The organism is Cellulomonas fengjieae (genome assembly GCF_018388465.1).
Lineage (GTDB): Bacteria > Actinomycetota > Actinomycetes > Actinomycetales > Cellulomonadaceae > Cellulomonas > Cellulomonas fengjieae.
The window spans coordinates 3795373-3813519 of the sequence record NZ_CP074404.1; the positions used below are offsets into that span (position 1 = coordinate 3795373).

17 protein-coding genes are annotated in these 18147 nt (G+C 73.7%); 6 read left to right on the top strand and 11 right to left on the bottom strand.

Going from position 1 to position 18147, the window contains the following annotated elements; genetic code table 11:
• Window positions 1-15 precede the first annotated feature (15 nt).
• The 3 genes from KG102_RS17785 to KG102_RS17795 are packed head-to-tail and all read left to right on the top strand — an operon-like array spanning window position 16 to window position 2383.
• The gene (locus KG102_RS17785) at window positions 16-261 is read left to right on the top strand and encodes a BatC protein (RefSeq protein ID WP_208290197.1); all 246 of its coding nucleotides are present in this window, start codon (window positions 16-18) and stop codon (window positions 259-261) included.
• The gene (locus KG102_RS17790) at window positions 261-1502 is read left to right on the top strand and encodes a cupin domain-containing protein (RefSeq protein WP_208290196.1); all 1242 of its coding nucleotides are present in this window, start codon (window positions 261-263) and stop codon (window positions 1500-1502) included. The genes KG102_RS17785 and KG102_RS17790 overlap by 1 nt, the downstream gene beginning before the upstream one ends.
• Window positions 1499-2383, top strand: a complete 885-nt coding sequence (locus KG102_RS17795; protein ID WP_208290195.1) for a sucrase ferredoxin — start codon at window positions 1499-1501, stop codon at window positions 2381-2383. Before KG102_RS17790 ends, KG102_RS17795 begins: the two co-directional genes overlap by 4 nt.
• Here the strand turns inward: KG102_RS17795 and KG102_RS17800 are convergent.
• Both KG102_RS17800 and KG102_RS17805 read right to left on the bottom strand, forming a co-directional pair.
• Window positions 2380-2784, bottom strand: a complete 405-nt coding sequence (locus KG102_RS17800) for a VOC family protein (protein WP_208290194.1) — start codon at window positions 2782-2784, stop codon at window positions 2380-2382. The two genes, KG102_RS17795 and KG102_RS17800, sit on opposite strands and share 4 nt — an antisense overlap.
• A 10-nt stretch (window positions 2785-2794) precedes the next feature.
• Entirely contained in the window at window positions 2795-3232 is a 438-nt protein-coding gene (locus tag KG102_RS17805) for a helix-turn-helix transcriptional regulator (RefSeq protein WP_208214807.1), read from the bottom strand.
• A 47-nt stretch (window positions 3233-3279) separates the two neighbouring features.
• Between KG102_RS17805 and KG102_RS17810 the strand changes: the two genes are divergently transcribed.
• Window positions 3280-4017 carry a metallophosphoesterase gene (locus KG102_RS17810; RefSeq protein ID WP_208290193.1) on the top strand — a complete coding sequence of 246 codons (738 nt, stop codon included), beginning with the start codon at window positions 3280-3282 and terminating at the stop codon, window positions 4015-4017.
• A gap of 37 nt (window positions 4018-4054) precedes the next feature.
• Here KG102_RS17810 and KG102_RS17815 read toward each other — a convergent pair whose 3' ends face one another.
• The 3 genes from KG102_RS17815 to KG102_RS17825 all read right to left on the bottom strand — a co-directional run bounded on the left by KG102_RS17815 (window position 4055) and on the right by KG102_RS17825 (window position 7348).
• Window positions 4055-4723: a class I SAM-dependent DNA methyltransferase gene (locus tag KG102_RS17815; protein WP_208214805.1), complete on the bottom strand. Its 669-nt coding sequence runs from the start codon at window positions 4721-4723 to the stop codon at window positions 4055-4057.
• A 3-nt stretch (window positions 4724-4726) separates the two neighbouring features.
• Window positions 4727-6964 (bottom strand): exo-beta-d-1,3/1,6-glucosidase, encoded by a 2238-nt coding sequence (locus tag KG102_RS17820; RefSeq protein ID WP_208290192.1) that lies wholly within the window; start codon window positions 6962-6964, stop codon window positions 4727-4729.
• Between the two features lie 120 nt (window positions 6965-7084).
• Complete coding sequence (locus tag KG102_RS17825; protein WP_208290191.1) at window positions 7085-7348, bottom strand: hypothetical protein; 264 nt, start codon at window positions 7346-7348, stop codon at window positions 7085-7087.
• Between the two features lie 239 nt (window positions 7349-7587).
• On the opposite strand from KG102_RS17825, the gene KG102_RS17830 reads away from it, so the two are divergent.
• Window positions 7588-8145 (top strand): GNAT family N-acetyltransferase, encoded by a 558-nt coding sequence (locus KG102_RS17830; protein ID WP_208290190.1) that lies wholly within the window; start codon window positions 7588-7590, stop codon window positions 8143-8145.
• Window positions 8146-8612: 467 nt separating this feature from the next.
• Here the strand turns inward: KG102_RS17830 and KG102_RS17835 are convergent, their stop codons facing one another.
• From KG102_RS17835 to KG102_RS17845, 3 genes are read right to left on the bottom strand one after another with little or no spacing between them, the layout of a single operon-like run.
• Entirely contained in the window at window positions 8613-9248 is a 636-nt protein-coding gene (locus tag KG102_RS17835) for an SAM-dependent methyltransferase (RefSeq protein ID WP_208290189.1), read from the bottom strand.
• Window positions 9241-14256 (bottom strand): AAA domain-containing protein, encoded by a 5016-nt coding sequence (locus KG102_RS17840; RefSeq protein WP_208290188.1) that lies wholly within the window; start codon window positions 14254-14256, stop codon window positions 9241-9243. Before KG102_RS17840 ends, KG102_RS17835 begins: the two co-directional genes overlap by 8 nt.
• On the bottom strand, window positions 14256-15422 hold the full coding sequence (locus KG102_RS17845) for a M48 family metalloprotease (RefSeq protein ID WP_208290187.1): 1167 nt from the start codon (window positions 15420-15422) through the stop codon (window positions 14256-14258). Before KG102_RS17845 ends, KG102_RS17840 begins: the two co-directional genes overlap by 1 nt.
• Before the next feature lie 103 nt (window positions 15423-15525).
• Between KG102_RS17845 and KG102_RS17850 the strand changes: the two genes are divergently transcribed.
• Window positions 15526-15855 carry a TFIIB-type zinc ribbon-containing protein gene (locus KG102_RS17850; protein WP_208214797.1) on the top strand — a complete coding sequence of 110 codons (330 nt, stop codon included), beginning with the start codon at window positions 15526-15528 and terminating at the stop codon, window positions 15853-15855.
• Window positions 15856-15911: 56 nt separating this feature from the next.
• On the opposite strand, the gene KG102_RS17855 is transcribed toward KG102_RS17850, so the two are convergent.
• The 3 genes from KG102_RS17855 to KG102_RS17865 form a co-directional block, all read right to left on the bottom strand.
• Window positions 15912-16214 carry a hypothetical protein gene (locus KG102_RS17855; RefSeq protein ID WP_208290186.1) on the bottom strand — a complete coding sequence of 101 codons (303 nt, stop codon included), beginning with the start codon at window positions 16212-16214 and terminating at the stop codon, window positions 15912-15914.
• Window positions 16215-16233: 19 nt separating this feature from the next.
• Window positions 16234-16722, bottom strand: a complete 489-nt coding sequence (locus tag KG102_RS17860) for a hypothetical protein (protein ID WP_208290185.1) — start codon at window positions 16720-16722, stop codon at window positions 16234-16236.
• 67 nt (window positions 16723-16789) lie between these two features.
• Window positions 16790-18139 (bottom strand): LLM class flavin-dependent oxidoreductase, encoded by a 1350-nt coding sequence (locus KG102_RS17865; RefSeq protein WP_208290184.1) that lies wholly within the window; start codon window positions 18137-18139, stop codon window positions 16790-16792.
• Window positions 18140-18147 lie beyond the last annotated feature (8 nt).

Consider the following 18147-nt stretch of genomic DNA (forward strand, 5'->3'; position numbering starts at 1 on the left):
AGACGAGGGAGTGTCATGAGCATCAACGACGACGACATCACCAGCGAGCCGGCCCCCGCGGGGGAAGGCGTGGCGGACGGCGGCGCGAACCCGCACGGGCACGACGGCGGCGCGGACGGCTCGGCCGGCGAGGGTACCGCCGACGGCGGGGCCAACCCCGACGGGCACGACGGCGGCGCGGACGGCTCCGCGGGCGAGGGCCCGGCCGACGGCGGCGCCAACCCCGACGGGCACGACGGCGGGGCGGACGGCTCCGCGTAGTGCCCGAGAACGTCCTGGCGGAGCGCGGACCGGTCCTGCGGTCCGCGCTCTCCCGCTGCATCAACGTTCCCCGCGAGCAGTTCGCCCAGGAGGTCTGGGGCCGGACCGCCCTGCTGTCGCCGGCGAACGACGACTTCACGGACCTGCTCTCCCCGGACGCCGTCGACGAGCTGGTCGGCCGGCGCGGGCTGCGCACCCCGTTCATCCGCCTGGCCCACGAGGGCACCGTCCTGCCGCCCGACCGGTTCACGGCGTCCGGCGGGTTCGGCGCCGAGGTGTCCGACCAGGTGTCCAGCGACAAGGTGCTGGCGCAGTTCGCCGCGGGCGCGACGATCGTGCTGCAGGGCCTGCACCGGATGTGGCCGCCGCTGGTGGACTTCACGCGGCAGCTCGTCGAGGAGCTCGGCCACCCCGCGCAGGTCAACGCGTACGTCACGCCGCCGTCCTCGCAGGGCTTCGCCCCCCACTACGACACGCACGACGTGTTCGTCCTGCAGGTGTCCGGCGAGAAGCACTGGGTCATCCACGCCCCCGTGCACCCGGACCCGCTCAAGGACCAGGTGTGGACGGACCATCGCGCGGCGGTCGCGCAGGCCGGCCGGGGGGACCCCGTCATCGACCAGGTGCTGCGCCCCGGTGACGCGCTGTACCTCCCGCGCGGCTGGATCCACTCCGCGACCGCGCTCGGCGACACGTCCATCCACCTGACCGTCGGGCTGTCCGCGTACACGCGCGCTGACGTCGTCGACACCCTGCTCAGCGTGGTCGGCGGCTCTGCTGCCCTGCGCGCGTCGTTGCCGCTGGGCATCGACGTCGGCGACCCCGACCAGCTGCGACCGATCGTCGAGCAGACGGTGAGCGACCTGGTCGCCGCGCTCTCGACCGCCGACGACCTGGCAGGGCTCAGTGCCGGCCGGCTCGGCGCCCGGTTCGGGCGGGACACCCGCCCGGAGCCGGTCGCGCCGCTGGCCACCCTGAGCGCCATCACGGCCCTGAGCGAGGCCACCGCGGTCCGCTGGCGGCACGGCTACGGCGGCCGGATCGACCTCGCGGACGGCCGCGTCCGGCTGACCGCCCGCGGCACCACGCTGTCGATGCCGGTCGAGGCCGCGCCCGCCCTGGAGGTGCTGCGCGCCGGCCACCCGATCACCGTCGGCGCGCTGCCCGGGCTCGACCTGGCGAGCGCACTCGTGGTGGTCCGGCGCCTGCTGCGCGAAGGCGTGGTGGTGACGTCGCCGTGACCGACGGGTGGGTGCCCTGCAGCGACGGCGCCCGCGTCCGCGGCGACAGCCTGGTCGGCACCGGGTCCCACGGCGAGCGCTGGTTCCTCGTCGAGAACCAGGCGGGCTGGGGCCGGCACGCGCTGCTGGACCCCCCGTTCGACCACGCCCTCGGGCGTGCGCTGGTGCACCGGATCGAGGGAGCCGGGATCCGGCCGCTCGCCATCCGCCGCCCCGGGCGCAGGACGGCGCAGGACGGCACCCGGTGGGCGCTGGTCGACTCGCGACCCGGGCGGGAGTCGGTGCGCTGGGGGCGGGTCGACGGGCCGCGCGGCCTCCTCGACGTCCCGCTCGACGGCTCCGCGGGGGTGGCCTCGGACCGACCGGTGTTCGCCGTGTGCGCCCACGGCCGCCACGACCAGTGCTGCGCGGTGCGCGGCCGGGTGGTCGCCGCCCGCCTGGCCGAGGCCTACCCGGAGGAGACCTGGGAGTGCTCGCACCTGGGGGGCGACCGGTTCGCCGGCACGATGGTCCTGCTCCCGCACGGCCTGTACTACGGCTGGGTCGACGACGGTGACCCGGTCGCGGTGGCCGACGCCTACCTGGCCCGCCGGGTCGAGCCGCGGCTCCTGCGCGGACGCAGCGCGTTCTCGAACCCCGTCCAGGCCGCGCAGCACTTCGCCCGGGTGCAGCTGGGCGACGACGCCCTCGACGCCTATCCGCCGCTGCGCGAGGACCGGACGGCCGACGGCTGGTCGGTCCGGCTCGGGGCACCGGACGGCCCGGTGACCGTGACGCTGGTCGAGACGTCGTCGCCACCCCTGCTGTCCACGTGCGCGGCCACGCAGGCGCTGCCCGTACGGCAGTGGGCGCTCGGCCGGATCGCCGGGTCGGATCGCTAGGACGCCTGCGAGATCCTGAGGTGGTTGCCCGACGGGTCGCGGAACGCGCAGTCGCGCGGACCCCAGCCCTGGTCCTTGGGCTCCTGGAGGACCTCGGCGCCGGACGCCCGCACGGCCTCGAACGTCTTGTCGAGGTCGTCGGAGGCGAACACGAGCATCGGCAGGGAGCCCTTGGTGAGCAGCTCCTGGATGGCGTCGCCCTCGGCCTGCGACCGGCCCGCGTGCGGCTCGGAGAGCACGATGCCCAGGCCCGGCTGGGCGTCGGTCCCCAGGGTCACCCACCGGAACCCGCCGGACGACACGTCGTTGCGGACCTCGAGTCCCAGCGCGTCACGGTAGAAGCCCAGCGCCTCGTCGACGTCGGTGACGGTGATGTTGGTGAACTGCAGTGAGATCGTCATGCGCACGACGCTAGGAGCCGGGCGCGGTCGAGGCTTCTTCGATCCTGCTCCGTGTGCGGACCGGGCGCGTGTGCACCTTGGCGATGCACGGGGGCATCGCCTCGACCGCGCTGTGCGCGCGGCTGCGGTACGCCGACGGGGTCTCGCCCACGATCTCGGTGAACCGCGAGCTGAACGACCCGAGGGACGTACAGCCGACCGCCATGCAGGTATCCGTGACGCTCGTCCCCCTGCGGAGCAACGCCATCGCCCGCTCGATCCGGCGGGTCATCAGGTAGCTGTACGGCGTCTCGCCGTAGGCGGCGCGGAACTGGCGGGAGAAGTGCGCGGGCGACATGAGCGCCCGGGCCGCCATGGTCGGGACGTCGAGCGGCTGGGCGTAGTCGCGGTCGATCAGGTCCCGGGCGCGGCGCAGGTGAGCGAGGTTCTGCAGCTCCTCCTCAGTCACGCGATCGACGCTAGCCCGAGCGGCTCCCGCGACGCTAGAACTGGCGGATGACTGTCGTCGCGCACCTGAGCGATCCGCACATCGGCGCCACCGCTGCGAGCGTCGACCGCCTGGACCGGGTGCTCGCCGAGGTCGGCCGGCTGCCCCGGCTCGACGCACTCCTGATCACCGGTGACCTGGCCGACCACGGCCTTCCCGACGAGTACGCCGCCTTCTTCGCGGCGCTCCCGCCGGCGGTCCCGACGCTCGTCACGCCCGGCAACCACGACGTCCGCGACGCGCTCCGGCCGTTCGTGCCCGCGGCGGGTGCCGGCCCGGTCAACTCGGTGCTCGACGTCGCCGACCTCCGGCTCGTCGGGCTGGACACCTCCGTCCCCGGGCGCGACGAGGGCTACCTCGAGCCCGCCACCCTGGCGTTCGCGCGGAACGCCATCGATCAGGCCCCCGGGCGCGTGCTGCTCGCCATGCACCACCCGTCGATACCGGTCGGCAACCCCGTCCTGGACGGGATGGCCCTGACCAACGCGTCGGCGCTGACGGAGCTGGTCACGTCGTCCCCGTCCGTCATCGGCTGCCTGACGGGGCACGTCCACAGCGGCCTGGCCGGGACCTTCGCCGGGCGACCCATGCTCGGCGCGGTCGGCATCGTGTCGACCCTGCGGATCGATGGTGGCACCGACCCGCTGGAGGACCGCACGGCCATGCCGGGACTTGCCCTGCACACGATCGACGACAGCGGCGGCATCATCACCGTCTTCCACGCCCTGGCTCCCGGCACCACCTAGCGCGTCGAGCCAACGGCCTCCCGGGTGCCTTGTCGGATCAACGCGAAGACTTGGTCGCGCCGGGTAGGACCAGGTCTTCGGGCTGCCGTCGGGACGCCAGCAGGCTTGCCTGGGGGCGGCGCTCGCCCGCGGCGGGTTCGCGGACGAGGCGGGCGTCGATGACGAACCCGGCCGCCTCGAGGAGGGCGGCGACGGTGTCCGGTGCGTGCAGCCAGGCGTCGCAGCTCACCTCGTGCCCGTAGGCGCGCGTCATCGCGCGGTGCTCGTCGTGCCCGGCCTGGAAGCCGAGCAGCAGGTGCCCGCCGGGGGCCAGGACACGACGCAGCTCGGCGACGACCGCCCGCAGCCCGTGCGGGGGCGTGTGGATGATCGAGTACCAGGCCAGCACCCCCGCCTGGCTCTCGTCCGGCAGGTCGAGCGCGGTCATCGAGCCGACCTCGAAGCGCAGTCCCGGGTGCGCGCCGCGGGCGACCTCGATCATCCCCGGCGACAGGTCGATGCCGACGACGTCGATCCCGAGCCCGGCCAGGTAGGCGGTCAGCCGACCCGTCCCGCAGCCCACGTCGGCGACCGGTCCGTCCACGCGGTCGGCGAAGTCGGCCAGCATCGCGCGGTCCAGCGGACCCTCGGCGTCCAGGCCCGTGACCACCCGCGCGTAGTCCACGGCCACGGTGTCGTACGTCGCGCGGGTGGCGTCGAGGGTCATCGCTCAGCCCGTGACGGTGAACTCCGCGCGCAGGAGCACCTCGTCGCGCGACGACGGGCCGACGAGCAGCTCGAACTGGCCGGGCTCGACGATGCGGCGACCGGCCGCGTCCACGAGCGTGCAGTCCGCGACGGGCAGCGAGAGGTCGACGACCACCCGCTCACCGGGCGCGACCTGCACCTGCCGGTACGTCTTGAGCTCCTTGATCGCCCACGTCACCGACGTGACGGTGTCGCGCACGTAGACCTGCACGGTCTCCAGCGCCGGCCGGTCGCCTGTGTTGTGCAGCGTGACCTGGGCCCGGATCGTGTCGCCGGTACCGAGCTCGGGCTCCAGGACCCGCAGGTCGTCGTACGTCACGGTCGTGTACGACAGGCCCTCGCCGAACGCGAACGGCACGCGCTGCGTCAGGTCGGCGTAGCGCGTCCCGTGCTGGCCGGGGAGCTGGTTGTAGAACACGGGCAGCTGGCCGACGTGCTGGGCGAACGAGATCGGCAGGCGGCCCGACGGCTCGATCCGGCCGAGGACCAGCTCGGCGATGGCCTGGCCGCCGCGCATGCCGGGGTTGGCGGCCCAGATGATCGCCGCGGCGTCCATCGCGCTGGCCGGCAGCACGTGCGGCTTGCTCGCGATGACGACGACCACCAGCGGCGTGCCGGTCGCGGCGAGCGCGTCGAGCAGCGCCACCTGGCCGCCGATGAGCTCCAGGGTGGCGGTGGACCGGCCCTCGCCGACCAGCTCGATGCGGTCGCCCACCACGGCGACGACGACGTCGGCGGCCCGGGCGGCGGCGACCGCCTCCGCGATCAGGGCCTCGTCGGGCTCGGCGGGGATGACGACCTGCGGGCGCGGCTGGCCGTCGGGGAAGAGCTCACCCTCCGGGTCGGCGCCGAGCGTGAGGATGTCGGCGCCGCGGGCGTGCGTGACCGTCCAGCCGTCGGGCGCGTGCTCGCGGAAGCCGTCCAGGACTGTGGTGGTCAGCTCGCGCGGGTGGCCGTCCGGCAGCCAGTCGGCCTGGCCGGAGGACCCGGCCCAGTCGCCCAGCTGGGTGTGCTGGTCGTCCGCGTTGGGCCCGACGACCGCGATGGTCCGGGTGCCGGAGTCGAGCGGGAGCGTGCCGTCGTTGGTGAGCAGGACCAGGGAGCGCCGGGCCACCTCGAGGTTGATCGCGGTGTGCTCGGCCGAGCCGATGACGGCGGCCTGCCGCTCCACCGAGGGGTGGCGGGCGTCCTCGAACAGGCCCAGCTCGAACTTCACGGTGAGGATGCGGGACACGGCCGCGTCCAGCGCGTCCTCGTCGAGAAGCCCGTCGCGCACGGCCTGCTGCGCGCCCTCGAAGAAGCCGGGCGTCGTCATGACCATGTCGTTGCCGGCCCGCACGGCCGCGGCCGACGCGTGCGCGTAGTCGGGCTGGATGCGCTGCTCCCAGACCATCCGGCCGACGTTGTCCCAGTCGGTGATGAGCGTGCCCTCGTAGCCCCACTCGCCCCGCAGCACCTCGCCCAGCAGCCAGTCGTTGACGGTGATCGGCACACCGTCCATCGACTGGTACCCGAGCATGAACGTGCGGCAACCCTCGCGGGCGACGCGCTCGAACGGGGGCAGGAACCACGAGCGGAGCTTGCGGCGGGAGATGTCGGCCTCGGTGGCGTCGCGGCCGCCCTGCGTCTCGGAGTACCCGGCGAAGTGCTTGGCCGTCGCCAGGATCGCGGTGGGGTCGGACAGGCCGTCGCCCTGGTAGCCGCGCACCATGGCCGACGACAGCTCGCCGATGAGGAACGGGTCCTCGCCGAAGGTCTCGCTCACGCGGCCCCAGCGCAGGTCCCGGGCGATGCAGAGCACCGGCGAGAACGTCCAGTGGATGCCGGTGGCGGCCACCTCGACGGCCGTCGCGCGCGCACCCCGCTCCAGCAGGTCGGCGTCCCACGTCGCCGCCATGCCGAGCTGCGTCGGGAAGATCGTCGCGCCCTCCCAGAAGGAGTGCCCGTGGATGCAGTCCTCGGCGATGAGCAGCGGGATCTGCAGCCGGGTCCGGGCGGTCAGCTCGTGTGCCTGGCGGACCCGCTCCGGCGACGTGTGCAGGATCGACCCGACGTGCTGCGTGAGCACCAGGTCCTCCACGCCGTCCTTGGCGTTGAGCTGCATCATCTGGCCGACCTTCTCCTCGAGCGTCATGCGCCCGACGAGGTCGGCGACGCGCTCGGCGACGGGGAGAGAGGGGTCCTGATAGGGCGCGCTCATGGGGTGTCCTGGTGGGGTCGGAACGATTCGAGGATGCTGGCTGCGAGACACCCTAGAGCAGCGCGCGACGGCGGACGAGTACGCGCTCGGTGGACGAGAGGACGGCGGCGCGGACCGCGCTCACCACGCCCCGGCGACCGTCACGAGCGCGAGCGCCAGCACCAGACCGGTGACCACGCTGCAGAACCAGAGGAAGCCGAGAGTGGGACGGCGACCACGGCGACGGCGACCACGGTCGCGATCGATGAGCGGCGCGCTGCCATGCAGGAACGATAGGGATGCGGCGCACAGGCGCGGCGGGTCGATGCGAAGATCACCCGGCTGGGTGGTCGGGAGCTTCGAGCGGTCGGCGGACCGCGGGTTCGGGACGTTGTCGAGATGCACGACAGATGGACCGCGGCCGAGCGTCGCACCTCGACCGGCTACCCGTCTCGGCCGGTCGCCAGTCAAGGTGTGCAGTCGGCTCAGTGGGTCAGACGGGATCGGTGAACGAGATCGGCTCGCCGGCGGCGTGAGCGGAAGTGATCTCCCCGCGCGTCGACTCGCCGATGTACCCACCGGGGTTGACGACCACAACCCGGTCAGCCCCGACGTCTGGCTACTGGCCCGGTAACGTCGCTCACATGCCTGGCTTCGCCCCTTTTCAGCCCGGCGCGGGGCATCGCCCAGCGCCGGTCGCCGTGCGGCCGGCAGCACTGGGTGATGTCGAGGCCATGCTGGAAATTCAGCGGCGGGCGGGCAGGCCGGCTCATCCGGATGCGTACCGCCGCGCGGTGGGGAACCCGGACTGCTGCGTTCTCGTCGCAGAATGCTCGTCGCAGGCGGGTGACCCGATCACCGTCGGCTGGGCCCGGACGTACCGCCACGCCGCGGCAGTAGATCCGGCACCCACCGGTCACTACCTTGGCGGCGTCACGGTCGACCCCTCGTGGCGGCGAAGGGGCATCGCCCTCGCTCTGACCGCGGCGCGCGTGCAGTGGATCGCGGACCGCGCAGACGAGGTCTTCTACGTCGTGAACCCCCGCAACCTGGCCTCGATCGAGCTGCACCGTCGCTGGTCCTTCGAGGAGGTCATGCGCTCGTCGCGTCTGACAGGTGTCGAGTTCTCGGGCGGCGTGGGGATCCTGATGCGCGCCACGTTGGCCCAACGCGCTGACTCTCAAGACGGCACTCTCCGGTAGCCATCCGCCCGAGGCGAGCGCAGGACGCCACCTGGCGTCGCGTGCTCACCGATCCGGCCGGACAGGTCTGCTCCGTCGGCACCCGGTCGTACCGGCCCGGCGCGGACCTGACGCGCACGGTGATGGCGCGTGACGTGACCTGCACGTTCCCCGGGTGCCGTCAGCCTGCGGCCCGCTGCGAGATCGACCACCGCGTCCCACGACTTCTCGCGCAGCCCGGACGACCACCTCCACGACCCGCCGACCTGCGAAGCGAACCTGCACTCGCTGTGCAAGCACCACCACCAGGCCAAGACCGAGGGCTGGTGGACGGTCCACTACGACCGGGCCACCGGCGTCTCCACCTGGACCGACCGGCACGGCATCACCCACGCCCGCCATCCCGTCCAGGTGTGCATCCCTCCCGAGGCCCTGACGCACCGAGCGCCACCACCCGACATCGGCGCCCCACCCTTCTGAGCTGGGGCTCACCGCGCCCGGCGCACCGCGATGACGTTGTCCGTGACCTCGGCGACCTGACCGTCGGGACCGGTCGCCATGCGCCGCGGGGACTCGAGCCGCTCCACGGACCAGCCGTCGCCCAGCTCGAACGACGCGAGCGACTCCTGCGCAGTCGGGAACTGCGCGTGGTGCATCCACGGCGCCACCGACGCGTGCTCGACGATCAGCAGGAGCCCGCCGGGCGCGACCAGATCAGCGGCGCGGTGCAGCACCTCGGACCGGGGGAACTCCGCCGGCCCGTGCAGGTAGGCCGAGGTCACCAGGTCGAACCGGCCGGACGGCATCGACACCTGCAGGTCGTGCTGCTCGACGGTCACCCGGTCGGACAGGCCCGCGTCGGCGGCGGCCTGGGCCACGCGGCCGAGCGCGACCGCGGAGGCGTCCACCGCGGTGACGTGCCAGCCCAGCGACGCCAGCCAGAGGGCGTCGCCGCCGTGCCCGCAGCCGAGGTCGACCGCGCGGCCGGCGGCGGGCGCCAGGCCTCCGAGGACGTCGACGAGAACCGCGTTCGGGCGCGTGCCCCACGCGGGGTCGATCGTCGCGTAGTGCTCGTCCCAGTAGTGCTCGTCGTGCGTGTGCCCGTCAGGCGTGTGCTCAGTCATGCTCGCCACTGTCCGTCGCCGCGGCGGCGGCCGGCAAGCCTTCTTGCCGGTCCGGCAAACCGACCGCGGCGACCAGGCGGCGGACCACCTCGTCCGGGTCCGACTCCCACTCGGTGGCCAGCACCTGCACCACGCGCCAGCCGCCCGAGCGCAGCGCGGTCGGCTGCGTCACCCGACGCTCGTCGAGCGAGTGCGCGCGCAGGCGTGCGGGCTGGTCGACGAGCACCCCGACGGTGTGCGCGGTGGCGCCCGGGGGCCGCAGGGCCAGGTCCGCGCGGAACGCGGACTGCCCGACTCCCGCGACGACCTCGACGCCGGCCGCGCGGACCGCGTCGGCGATCTGCTCGACGATCGGCACCACGGGAGCACCCGCCGCGGGCCCGGTGTGCTCGTGGAGGCCCGCCAGCACGCCGGCGGCTGCGGCCGCGTCGCCGTTGGAGACCGCGTCGGCGTAGTGCAGGAACTCGCGCAGGGTGTGTGCGCCGTCGTTGTAGACGTTGGTGATGGCTGTGTGGTCGATGCTGCTGACCAGGACCATGTGCCGGCGGGCGCGGCTGAAGATGACGTTGAGCCGCTTCTCGCCGCCCGCGTTGTTGATGGGCCCGAAGTTCATCCGCATCCGACCGTCCGGGCCGGCGGCGTAGCAGACGCTCATCAGGATGATGTCGCGCTCGTCGCCCTGGACGTTCTCGAGGTTCTTCACGAACAGCCCGACCACCTGGCCGTCCTCCTCGCGCGTCACCTCGGCGTCGTAGCGGCGGGCGAAGTCGGCGTCGTCGCGGCCCAGGCGCTCCAGCGCCCGCTCGATCTCCGACTGCTGCGCCTCCGAGAACGCGACGATCCCGAGCGTCTGGCCCGTCTCCCGGCGCAGGAGCTCACGCACCAGCTCCCCGATCCACGCGGCCTCCTGCGGGTTGGTGCGCTGCTCGTAGACGCCGTCGAGCACGCGCATCGCGCTGATGCTCCGCTCCAGCAGACCGTCGACGGCGGCCTCGACCTCCTGCGGCGAGCACGTCCCCACGGCGACCTCCAGGGGACGCGCCCGGACGTGGGTGAGCGTCCGGTCCGGGATCGTGGTCAGCCGGCCCTCGTAGAACGCCGCGTTGCTGAACTGGATGAGCGCCTCGTACTGGCTGCGGTAGTGCCAGGTGAGCATGGTCGACGGCAGCCGGACCGACCCGACCGCGAGGAAGCTGTCGGAGTCGAGCACCGCCCCGACCGGGGCGTCGTCGTCGAGGCCCTCCTGCGGAGATCCGCCCACCTGGAAGTACCGCGTCGGCGGCAGCTGCATCCGGTCCCCGACCACGATCACCTGCGCACCGCGGTACAGCGCGGGCACGGCCTCCTCGACGGGGATCTGGCTCGCCTCGTCGAAGATCACCACATCGAACGACGTGTCCAGGGGCAGGGTGTCCGACAGCGACGACGGGCTCATCAGCCAGACGGGCCGCATCGCGGCGACGACTGCGCCGGGCTCGGCCGAGGCGAGGTGCCGGATCGACTTGTACGCGCGCACCTTGCCGAACTCGTGCTCGAGCTCGCGCCGGCCCGCCATCCAGGTCGCCTTGAGCGCGCGGTCCTCCGGGTGCATCCCGGTGACGCTGCGCTGGGAGTGGGCGACCGCCTCGACGAACCGGGCACGCAGCCGGGCGGTGACCACGTCGGCGTTGGCGCGCTGCAGCGCCGGGGCGCGCTCGGCCACGCGGTCCAGCAGGTCGGCCAGCCGGTCGCCGTCCAGGTGGTTCAGGGTGGGCTGCTGGGCGCGCGCCTCGCGCATCGACGCCGCGACGACGGCGTGCTCCAGCTGGTCCGGCGACGCGTCCAGGTGCCGCAGCGCGCGCAGGACGGTCGGTGCCACGGCCAGGTCGCGCAGCGTGCCGGCGGCGGCGCGGACCAGGGCCTGGCCGTCCGCACCGGTCAGCCCCCGCAGCTCGTCGCGCAGCGTGCTCATGGGCAGGTCGTCCACCCCCGTGACGAGGCCGGCGAGGCTGGTCCGCACGGCCTCCACCTGCTCCGGCAGCCTGTCGAGCGCGTCGTCGGGCTCGGCATCGGACAGCCGGGTGCGCCAGACCGCGAGCGTTCCGGTGTGCGTGCGGATCGCGGCGATCCGGTCGCTCAGCACCGCGAGGTCGCCGTGCCCCCACTCACGGGCCAGCTCCTGGGAGAGCGCGTCCGCGCGCGCGGCGGTCTCGTAGCGGGACACGAGGAGCTCGAGCGCCTGCGTCACGGTCGGTCGAACCTGTCGGTCACCGGCGTCGAACCCGGCCGCGACGAGCCCCTTCACGCGCCGCCAGCCACCGTCGAGGAACTTCCACGCCGAGGGCTCGCGCCGTCGGGCGATCTCCAGGGCGGCGGCGGCGTCGGGAGCGGACAGCGGCTCCCGCCAGCCGGCTGCGGCACGGTCCGCGGCATCGGCTGCCGCCTCGACGTCACGCCAGGCCGCCGTCGCGTCCTGGAGCCGACGGGCGGCCGGCGTGCGCGGGGTGACCGCAGTGGCCAGGTCCCGCTGCACCAGCGGCGCGAGGACCGCGTGCATCTGCCCCACCGCGTCGGCGTCGTCCACGGTGAGGCCGTCACCGTCCGCCGACGCACCCGCCGCGACCAGCAGGGCGAGCACCGCGTCGAGGGCCTGCACCGCCCCCTGGGCGCGCTGGGCCACCACGGCGTCGGCGCGGGACTCGTCGAGGACGGCCGGGTCGACCAGCCGCACCGGCGTGCGCGCGAGCACCGGGGCCGCGCCCGCCCGGGCCAGGGCGGCGACGAGCGCGTCGACCAGCGGACGAACCGGGACCCAGTCGGCGGGCTCGGGCAGCAGCGCCTGCTGCGCCGGCGAGAGGTCGTCACCCCAGCGGAAGCCGCGCAGCGCGATCAGCCGGTCGAGCACGTCCTGCACGCCCGCCAGTGCCTGCTCGTAGGCGCCCACCTCCGCCAGCGCGCCGGTCGTCGCGGCGATCAGCGCGGCCCGGCGCTCCTCGACCGCCTCGAGCGGCTCGGTGTCGGCCAGCCACCGCTCGTAGGTGTCGCGCAGACCGTGCACGAACTCCTTCTTGTCCTGCTGGCTGTCGTGCACCAGCGTGCAGATCTCACCGAGCCCCTGCGCGCGCAGCCGTGCGTGCACCACGTCGAGGGCAGCGCGCTTCTGGCAGACGAACAGCACGCGCTTGCCGTGCGCGACGAAGTCGGCCACCAGGTTGGTGATCGTCTGCGACTTGCCCGTGCCGGGTGGCCCCTGGATGACGAAGTTGTCCCCGGAGCGGGCCAGGGCCACGGCGCCGATCTGCGAGGCGTCCGCGGGGACCACCAGGTAGCGGTCGGCCACGGGGATCGTGGCGCCGTGCTCCGCGACGTCCCGCGGGGCGTCCGAGAACAGCTCGTCGAACGCGGCGTTCGGCATGGGCTCGGTGAGCAGGGCGTCGTAGTCCCGGACCAGGCTGAGCGTGCGGTAGTTGAAGTTGGCCAGCGTGACCATCGTCAGGTCGACGTCCCACGTGTACGGGTTCTCGTCGGCCGTGCTCTGCACGGAGAACGTGTCGACCATGTGCTGCGGGGCCGGTGCGTCGCCGAGCTCGACCGACAGCGGGATCGGCCGGCGCTGGATCCGGTCGGCGAAGATCTGCACACCCAGCGGCGCCCAGCCCGGGCGGCGGTAGGAGTAGGCGTACTGGCGGCGCCCGAAGGTCGGGCGGCTGCTCGGGCGGCGGCGGCGGTAGGCCTGCAGCGCCGCCTGCGCGCGGTGCCGCACCAGCTCGATGCGCGGCGTGTCCACCAGGCCGACCACGACCGCGGGCTGGGTGGCGCGTGCCTGCTTCTCGATGCGCGCGCGCAGCTCCTCGACGGCCCCCTCGACGGCGAGGTCGATCGTCTCCGGCAGCCGCAGCCCGAACAGCTCGTCGAGCTGGTGCCGCAGCACCGGGTTGACCTCGGCCACCGTGCTGGTCAGCTGCAGCCGGTACGCGTCCCGCACCCCGCGCTGCTTGGTCAGGGTCACCGGCGCGAGCACCAGGGGCGACTCGATCGGCGTGGTCGGGTCGTTCTTGACGTCGTGCCAGCGCAGGAACGCCACGACGAGCCGCAGCTGGTCGCGGCCGTACTCGGCACGGTCCCGACGGGCCGAGGAGATCAGCGCGTCGAGCGCGACCGCGGCGTAGGGCGCGTCGTCCCAGCGCACCAGCGAGCCGACGTCGAGCACCTTCCCGTCCACCAGCCGCGCCGATGCCGCCCCGCCCCACGTGAACAGCTGCGCGGCGCGGATGTGCCGGGCGTCGAGCACCAGCGGCACGGACGCCTCGGTCAGGTTGATCGTCCGCCCGGTCGGGCGGAAGTGCAGCAGCGGGTTCCGCCGGGACGCGTCGAAGAGTCGGTCGCGCAGGTGCTCGAGCACCGCGGCACGGGAGTCCGCCTGCGCGCCGAGGACGCGGTCGAGGTCGAAGTCCTCGGGCTGGTCACGGTAGGACTCCAGCCGCACGATCACGTCTGCCAGGTCCTGCGCGCGGCGCCGACGGTCGGGCGCGATCATCGAGCTGGCGACGGTGGCGAGCACCGGGTGCAGCCCGGGGGCCAGCGCGAACAGGTTGCTGCGGCGCTCCTGGAGCAGCGCCGCGTCGTCCTCGTCGGCCAGGTCCAGGCCGCACACCAGCGCGACGAACAGCTCGCCCAGGCTCGCGATGTCGGTCAGCTCGTCGTGGTGCCCGGCCAGGTGCTCCCAGCGCTGCCAGCCGGCGACCACGCGCATCGCACCGGGCCCGGTCACATCCGCGTCCTGCACCTCGACCGCGCCGGTGACCTCGGCGGCGGCGATGGCGGCTCGGTTCCGGACGGGCGGCCCGGCGAGCGCCACGTCGATCGTCACGGGGTCGCGGTCGTCGAGTGCGGCGAGCCCACGCAGCGGCGCGACCCGGCCTGTCTCGTGCAGGCCCTGCACCGTGCGGAACATCGGCAGCAGCAGCCCGAGGACGTCGTCGGGGGGCAGCCCGCCGCGGTCCACAGCGCGCCCGACCAGCCGGCGCATCAGCGGACCGTCCGCGGGGAGTCGGCCGCCGCGAGGACCCTGGTCATCGCCCGGTCGCCCAGGTCGAGCTCGTCGCGGATCATCTGCAGGAGCTCGTCGCCCAGCCCGACCCGGCGGGCCAGCGCGAGCACCGCGCCGAGGTCGTCGGCCCCGCCCTCGTCGTCCGCCGTCGCGAAGTCGAGCAGCACCGCCGCGAGGTACCTGCGCGTCTCCGTGCCGAGCGTGGTGGGCAGGTCCGTCACCACCGGGGCCTGCCCGACGACGACGCCGAACCGCCCGGCCAGGTCCAGCGCCTCGTCGCTGCGCACCGTGTCCTCGGTGCCCTCGGTGCCCTCGTCCACCAGCATCCACACCAGCGCCCGCGTGACCTCGGCGAGCCTGTCCTGCCCGAGCACGTCCAGCACCGCGAGGTCGAGCTGCGGGCCGAGCGCCGCCGCGACCAGCGGGTCGGCGCCCCGCCCTCGCTCGGCCCACTCCTGCAGCGCCCACGCGCGCAGCACCGTCTCGGGGTGCGTGCTCCCGGCGCTCGGCACGCTGTAGTCCACCTCGGCGGCCTGGCGCAGGTAGGCGGCCGAGTCGACCTTGGCCAGGCCGGTCGCCAACTTGACCAGGCCGCTGACGGTGGTCGTCAGGGACCCGCAGGCCAGCATGCCTCCGCGATCGGCGTACAGCTCGGTGGCCAGCCGGAACCGGCGGGCGGTCTCCAGGTACTCCGACGGGGTGCGGGCGTCCGACTCGGCCGCGTCCAGGAGCCGCGACGCCGCCAGGAACCGCCCGTCCTGGGCGGTCCACAGCACGTGGTGGGCCAGCTCGTGCCCCGCGACGGCGCACAGCTCGTCGGCGTCGAGCAGGTTGAGGGTGGCACCGGACAGGATCAGGACGACGCGGTCCGGCACGAACACCAGCTCGGCATTGGCCCGCTGTCCCCCCTCGTCGACGTAGATCTCGACGGGCGCCACGACACCGAGCGCGTCGGCGGCCCGCTGGACGGCCGCGTGCACCTCGGCATGGGCGAGCGCGTCCACGCGGTACGTCTGACGCAGCAGCAGCTGGTTCAGCTCCGTGGTGGGTCCCATGGGCCGCAGCGAGCCGAACGCCACTGGGTTCTCGCGCTCGAGGACGGTCGCGACGTCGTGGTGGTACGCCAGCGGTCCCCAGTCGGTCACGGCCACCTCCCTCGTCATCGGCCCCGGCGACGATAACGTGCGGAAACCCCCGCGCCGCTCCGCTCGTTCACCCTGGACGGCCACCCATCCGGACGGAGACCCCATGAACCCGCTCGTCTGCCCCAAGTGCGGCTCGGACATGCGCGCCTACGAGCGCAACGGTGTGACCATCGACCAGTGCACCGGATGCCGCGGCATCTTCCTGGACCGGGGCGAGCTCGAGCGCCTCACCGACGCGGAGGCCGCCTTCTACGGCTCGCCCCAGGCCACGGCGCCCGCTCCCGCGCGGTACCCCGAGGACGACCGCTACGGAGGCGACCGGGACCGTGATCGAGACCGTGATCGAGACCGTGACGACCGCTACCGGGGCGACCGCGACGACTACTACAAGAAGAAGAAGCGCAAGAGCTTCCTCGACGAGCTCTTCGACTGACCGCCCTCGGGTGCCACTGGGGGCGCAGGCACCTGGCGCTCGAGTCGGCCCGGCGGTCAGACCAGCCGCTCGACGAGCGCGATCTCGGCGGAGTCGTTCCAGCCGGTGACCCCCTCGAACACGACCGCGCGCTCGGGCGAGGCCATCCACGCCTGCTCGAGCCGCCCGAACTCCTCCGGTGAACCCTCGGCGCTGACCGCCCAGGTGAACTCTGCCGCCGCGCGGTCGAGGTAGGCGGACTCCACGGTGAACCCGAACTCGGCCCGCGCGGGCACGAGGAGCGCCGGCCACCACGCCAGGAACTCGTCGACCAGGTGCGGCTTGAGGTGGTACCGGCGGAGCTGGACGGTGCGGGCCATGGCGGGTCCTCTCGGGTGGTCAGTGCACGCGCAGGGAACCCACCGTCGCCTCGACGTGGATGACGGCGTCCCGCAGCGCGAGGCCGGTGAGCGTCACGCCGTCGACCTTGGTCGAGATCGCGCGCTGGACGGCGATCACGACCCAGGGCTCCGACTCGCCGCGCTGCACCTCGACCAGGCCCGGCGGCAGGCCCCGGGCCTGCAGCGCGGTGTTGATCGGACCGACGAGGTACGGCACGAGCTTGTGCGCGGGCAGGGCCCTCGCGTGCGCCGTCACCACGAGGGTCACCATCCCCGCGGAGTAGTCGGCGAACCGGACGGTGACGGCGACGGTGCCGGCCGCCGCCGCGGCGAGGCGCACACCGGTGGACGGGTCGGGGATCGCGCGCAGGTCGATCTCGGCGTGGATCGTCGAGCCCTCGCAGCGCAGCGCCTGCACCATCGGCGGGAGCGGTTCCCGGGCCACGGCGATGGCCATCGCCTCGGCGAACGGTAGGGCGAGCTGCATCGGTGCTCCTCGGTGTGCTGGACGGCGACCTCAGCACCGTACGGCCTCCCCGCCCCGTCCGCCGCCGTCACCCGGCAGAGAGCGCCGCCGTCACCAGCCCGGAGGAGTGCCGGTTGACGTGCGGCTCCAGTCCGAGGTTCGCCCGCAGCGTCGTCCCCTCGTACTCCCGCCGGAACAGCCCGCGGTCCTGCAGGATCGGCACCACCGTGTCGACGAACACGTCGAGCCCGCCGGGCAGGTACGGCGGCATGACGTTGAAGCCGTCGGCGGCACCCTGCTCGAACCACGTCTGGATCTCGTCGGCCACCTCGGTGGGGGTGCCGGCGAACGTCCGGTGCCCGCGACCCCCGCCCAGGCGCGCGATGAGCTCGCGGACGGTCAGGTTCTCGCCCTCCGCGAGGTCGCGCACCAGCTGGTAGCGGCTCTTGTTGCCCTCGATGGAGTCGATGGGCGGGATCGGGGGGAGCGGCGAGTCGAGCGGGTGGTCGGTGAGGTCGAGGCCGAGCATCCCGGACAGCTGCCGCAGCGCGTAGTCCGGGGAGATGAGGTCGGTGAACTCCTGCTCGAGGGCCCGCGCCTCCTGCGTGGTGGGGGCGATGAACGGGACGATGCCGGGCAGCACCGCCAGGTCCTGGGGGCGGCGGCCGTAGGCGGCCAGCCGGCCCTTGAGGTCCCCGTAGAACGCCTGCCCCTCGGCCAGCGTCCGCTGCGCCGTGAACACCGCCTCGGCGTACCGCGCGGCGAACACCTTGCCCGACTCCGACGAGCCTGCCTGCACCAGCAGGGGCCGGCCCTGTGGCGATCCCGGGACGTTGAGCGGGCCGGCCACGCGGAAGTGCTCCCCCGCGTGGTCGGCGCGGTGCACCTTGGTGGCGTCCGCGAACACCCCGTCCGCCGCGTCGAGCCGGATGGCGTCCGCCTCCCACGAGTCCCACAGGGCGAGGGCGACGTCGAGGAACTCGGTGGCGCGCCCGTAGCGGTCGGCGTGCGCGCGCACCTTGTCGAGGCCGAAGTTGGCCGCCTCCGCGTCCGTCCCGGAGGTCACGATGTTCCAGCCGGCGCGGCCGCCGCTGATCCGGTCGAGCGACGCGAACGCCCGGGCCAGGGTGTACGGCTCGTTGTAGCTGGTGGACGCGGTCGCGATGAGGCCGATGTGCAATGTCGCCCCGGCGATGGCTGTCAGCAGCGTGATCGGCTCGAAGACCGCCTGGGTGTTGCGCTGGACGTTCGGTCCGACCGCCAGGCCGTCGGCGAAGAACACCGAGTCGAGGCGACCACGCTCGGCGATCTGGCCGAGCTCCACGTAGTGGGCGACGTCCAGCGCGCGGGACGGGTCGACGCGCGGGTGGCGCCAGGCCGCCTCGTGGTGGCCGACGCCCATGAGGAACGCGTTCAGGTGCAGGGTGCGGGTGGTCATGAGGGCTC

What these genes read in the sequence shown, in the direction of transcription:
- KG102_RS17855 (WP_208290186.1), bottom strand. Translation starts at nt 16,214, where the DNA reads ATGGCCCGCACCGTCCAGCTCCGCCGGTACCACCTCAAGCCGCACCTG.
- KG102_RS17830 (WP_208290190.1), top strand. Translation starts at nt 7,588, where the DNA reads ATGCCTGGCTTCGCCCCTTTTCAGCCCGGCGCGGGGCATCGCCCAGCG.
- KG102_RS17815 (WP_208214805.1), bottom strand. Translation starts at nt 4,723, where the DNA reads ATGACCCTCGACGCCACCCGCGCGACGTACGACACCGTGGCCGTGGAC.
- KG102_RS17840 (WP_208290188.1), bottom strand. Translation starts at nt 14,256, where the DNA reads ATGCGCCGGCTGGTCGGGCGCGCTGTGGACCGCGGCGGGCTGCCCCCC.
- KG102_RS17820 (WP_208290192.1), bottom strand. Translation starts at nt 6,964, where the DNA reads ATGAGCGCGCCCTATCAGGACCCCTCTCTCCCCGTCGCCGAGCGCGTC.
- KG102_RS17785 (WP_208290197.1), top strand. Translation starts at nt 16, where the DNA reads ATGAGCATCAACGACGACGACATCACCAGCGAGCCGGCCCCCGCGGGG.
- KG102_RS17810 (WP_208290193.1), top strand. Translation starts at nt 3,280, where the DNA reads ATGACTGTCGTCGCGCACCTGAGCGATCCGCACATCGGCGCCACCGCT.
- KG102_RS17865 (WP_208290184.1), bottom strand. Translation starts at nt 18,139, where the DNA reads ATGACCACCCGCACCCTGCACCTGAACGCGTTCCTCATGGGCGTCGGC.
- KG102_RS17860 (WP_208290185.1), bottom strand. Translation starts at nt 16,722, where the DNA reads ATGCAGCTCGCCCTACCGTTCGCCGAGGCGATGGCCATCGCCGTGGCC.
- KG102_RS17835 (WP_208290189.1), bottom strand. Translation starts at nt 9,248, where the DNA reads ATGACTGAGCACACGCCTGACGGGCACACGCACGACGAGCACTACTGG.
- KG102_RS17850 (WP_208214797.1), top strand. Translation starts at nt 15,526, where the DNA reads ATGAACCCGCTCGTCTGCCCCAAGTGCGGCTCGGACATGCGCGCCTAC.
- KG102_RS17800 (WP_208290194.1), bottom strand. Translation starts at nt 2,784, where the DNA reads ATGACGATCTCACTGCAGTTCACCAACATCACCGTCACCGACGTCGAC.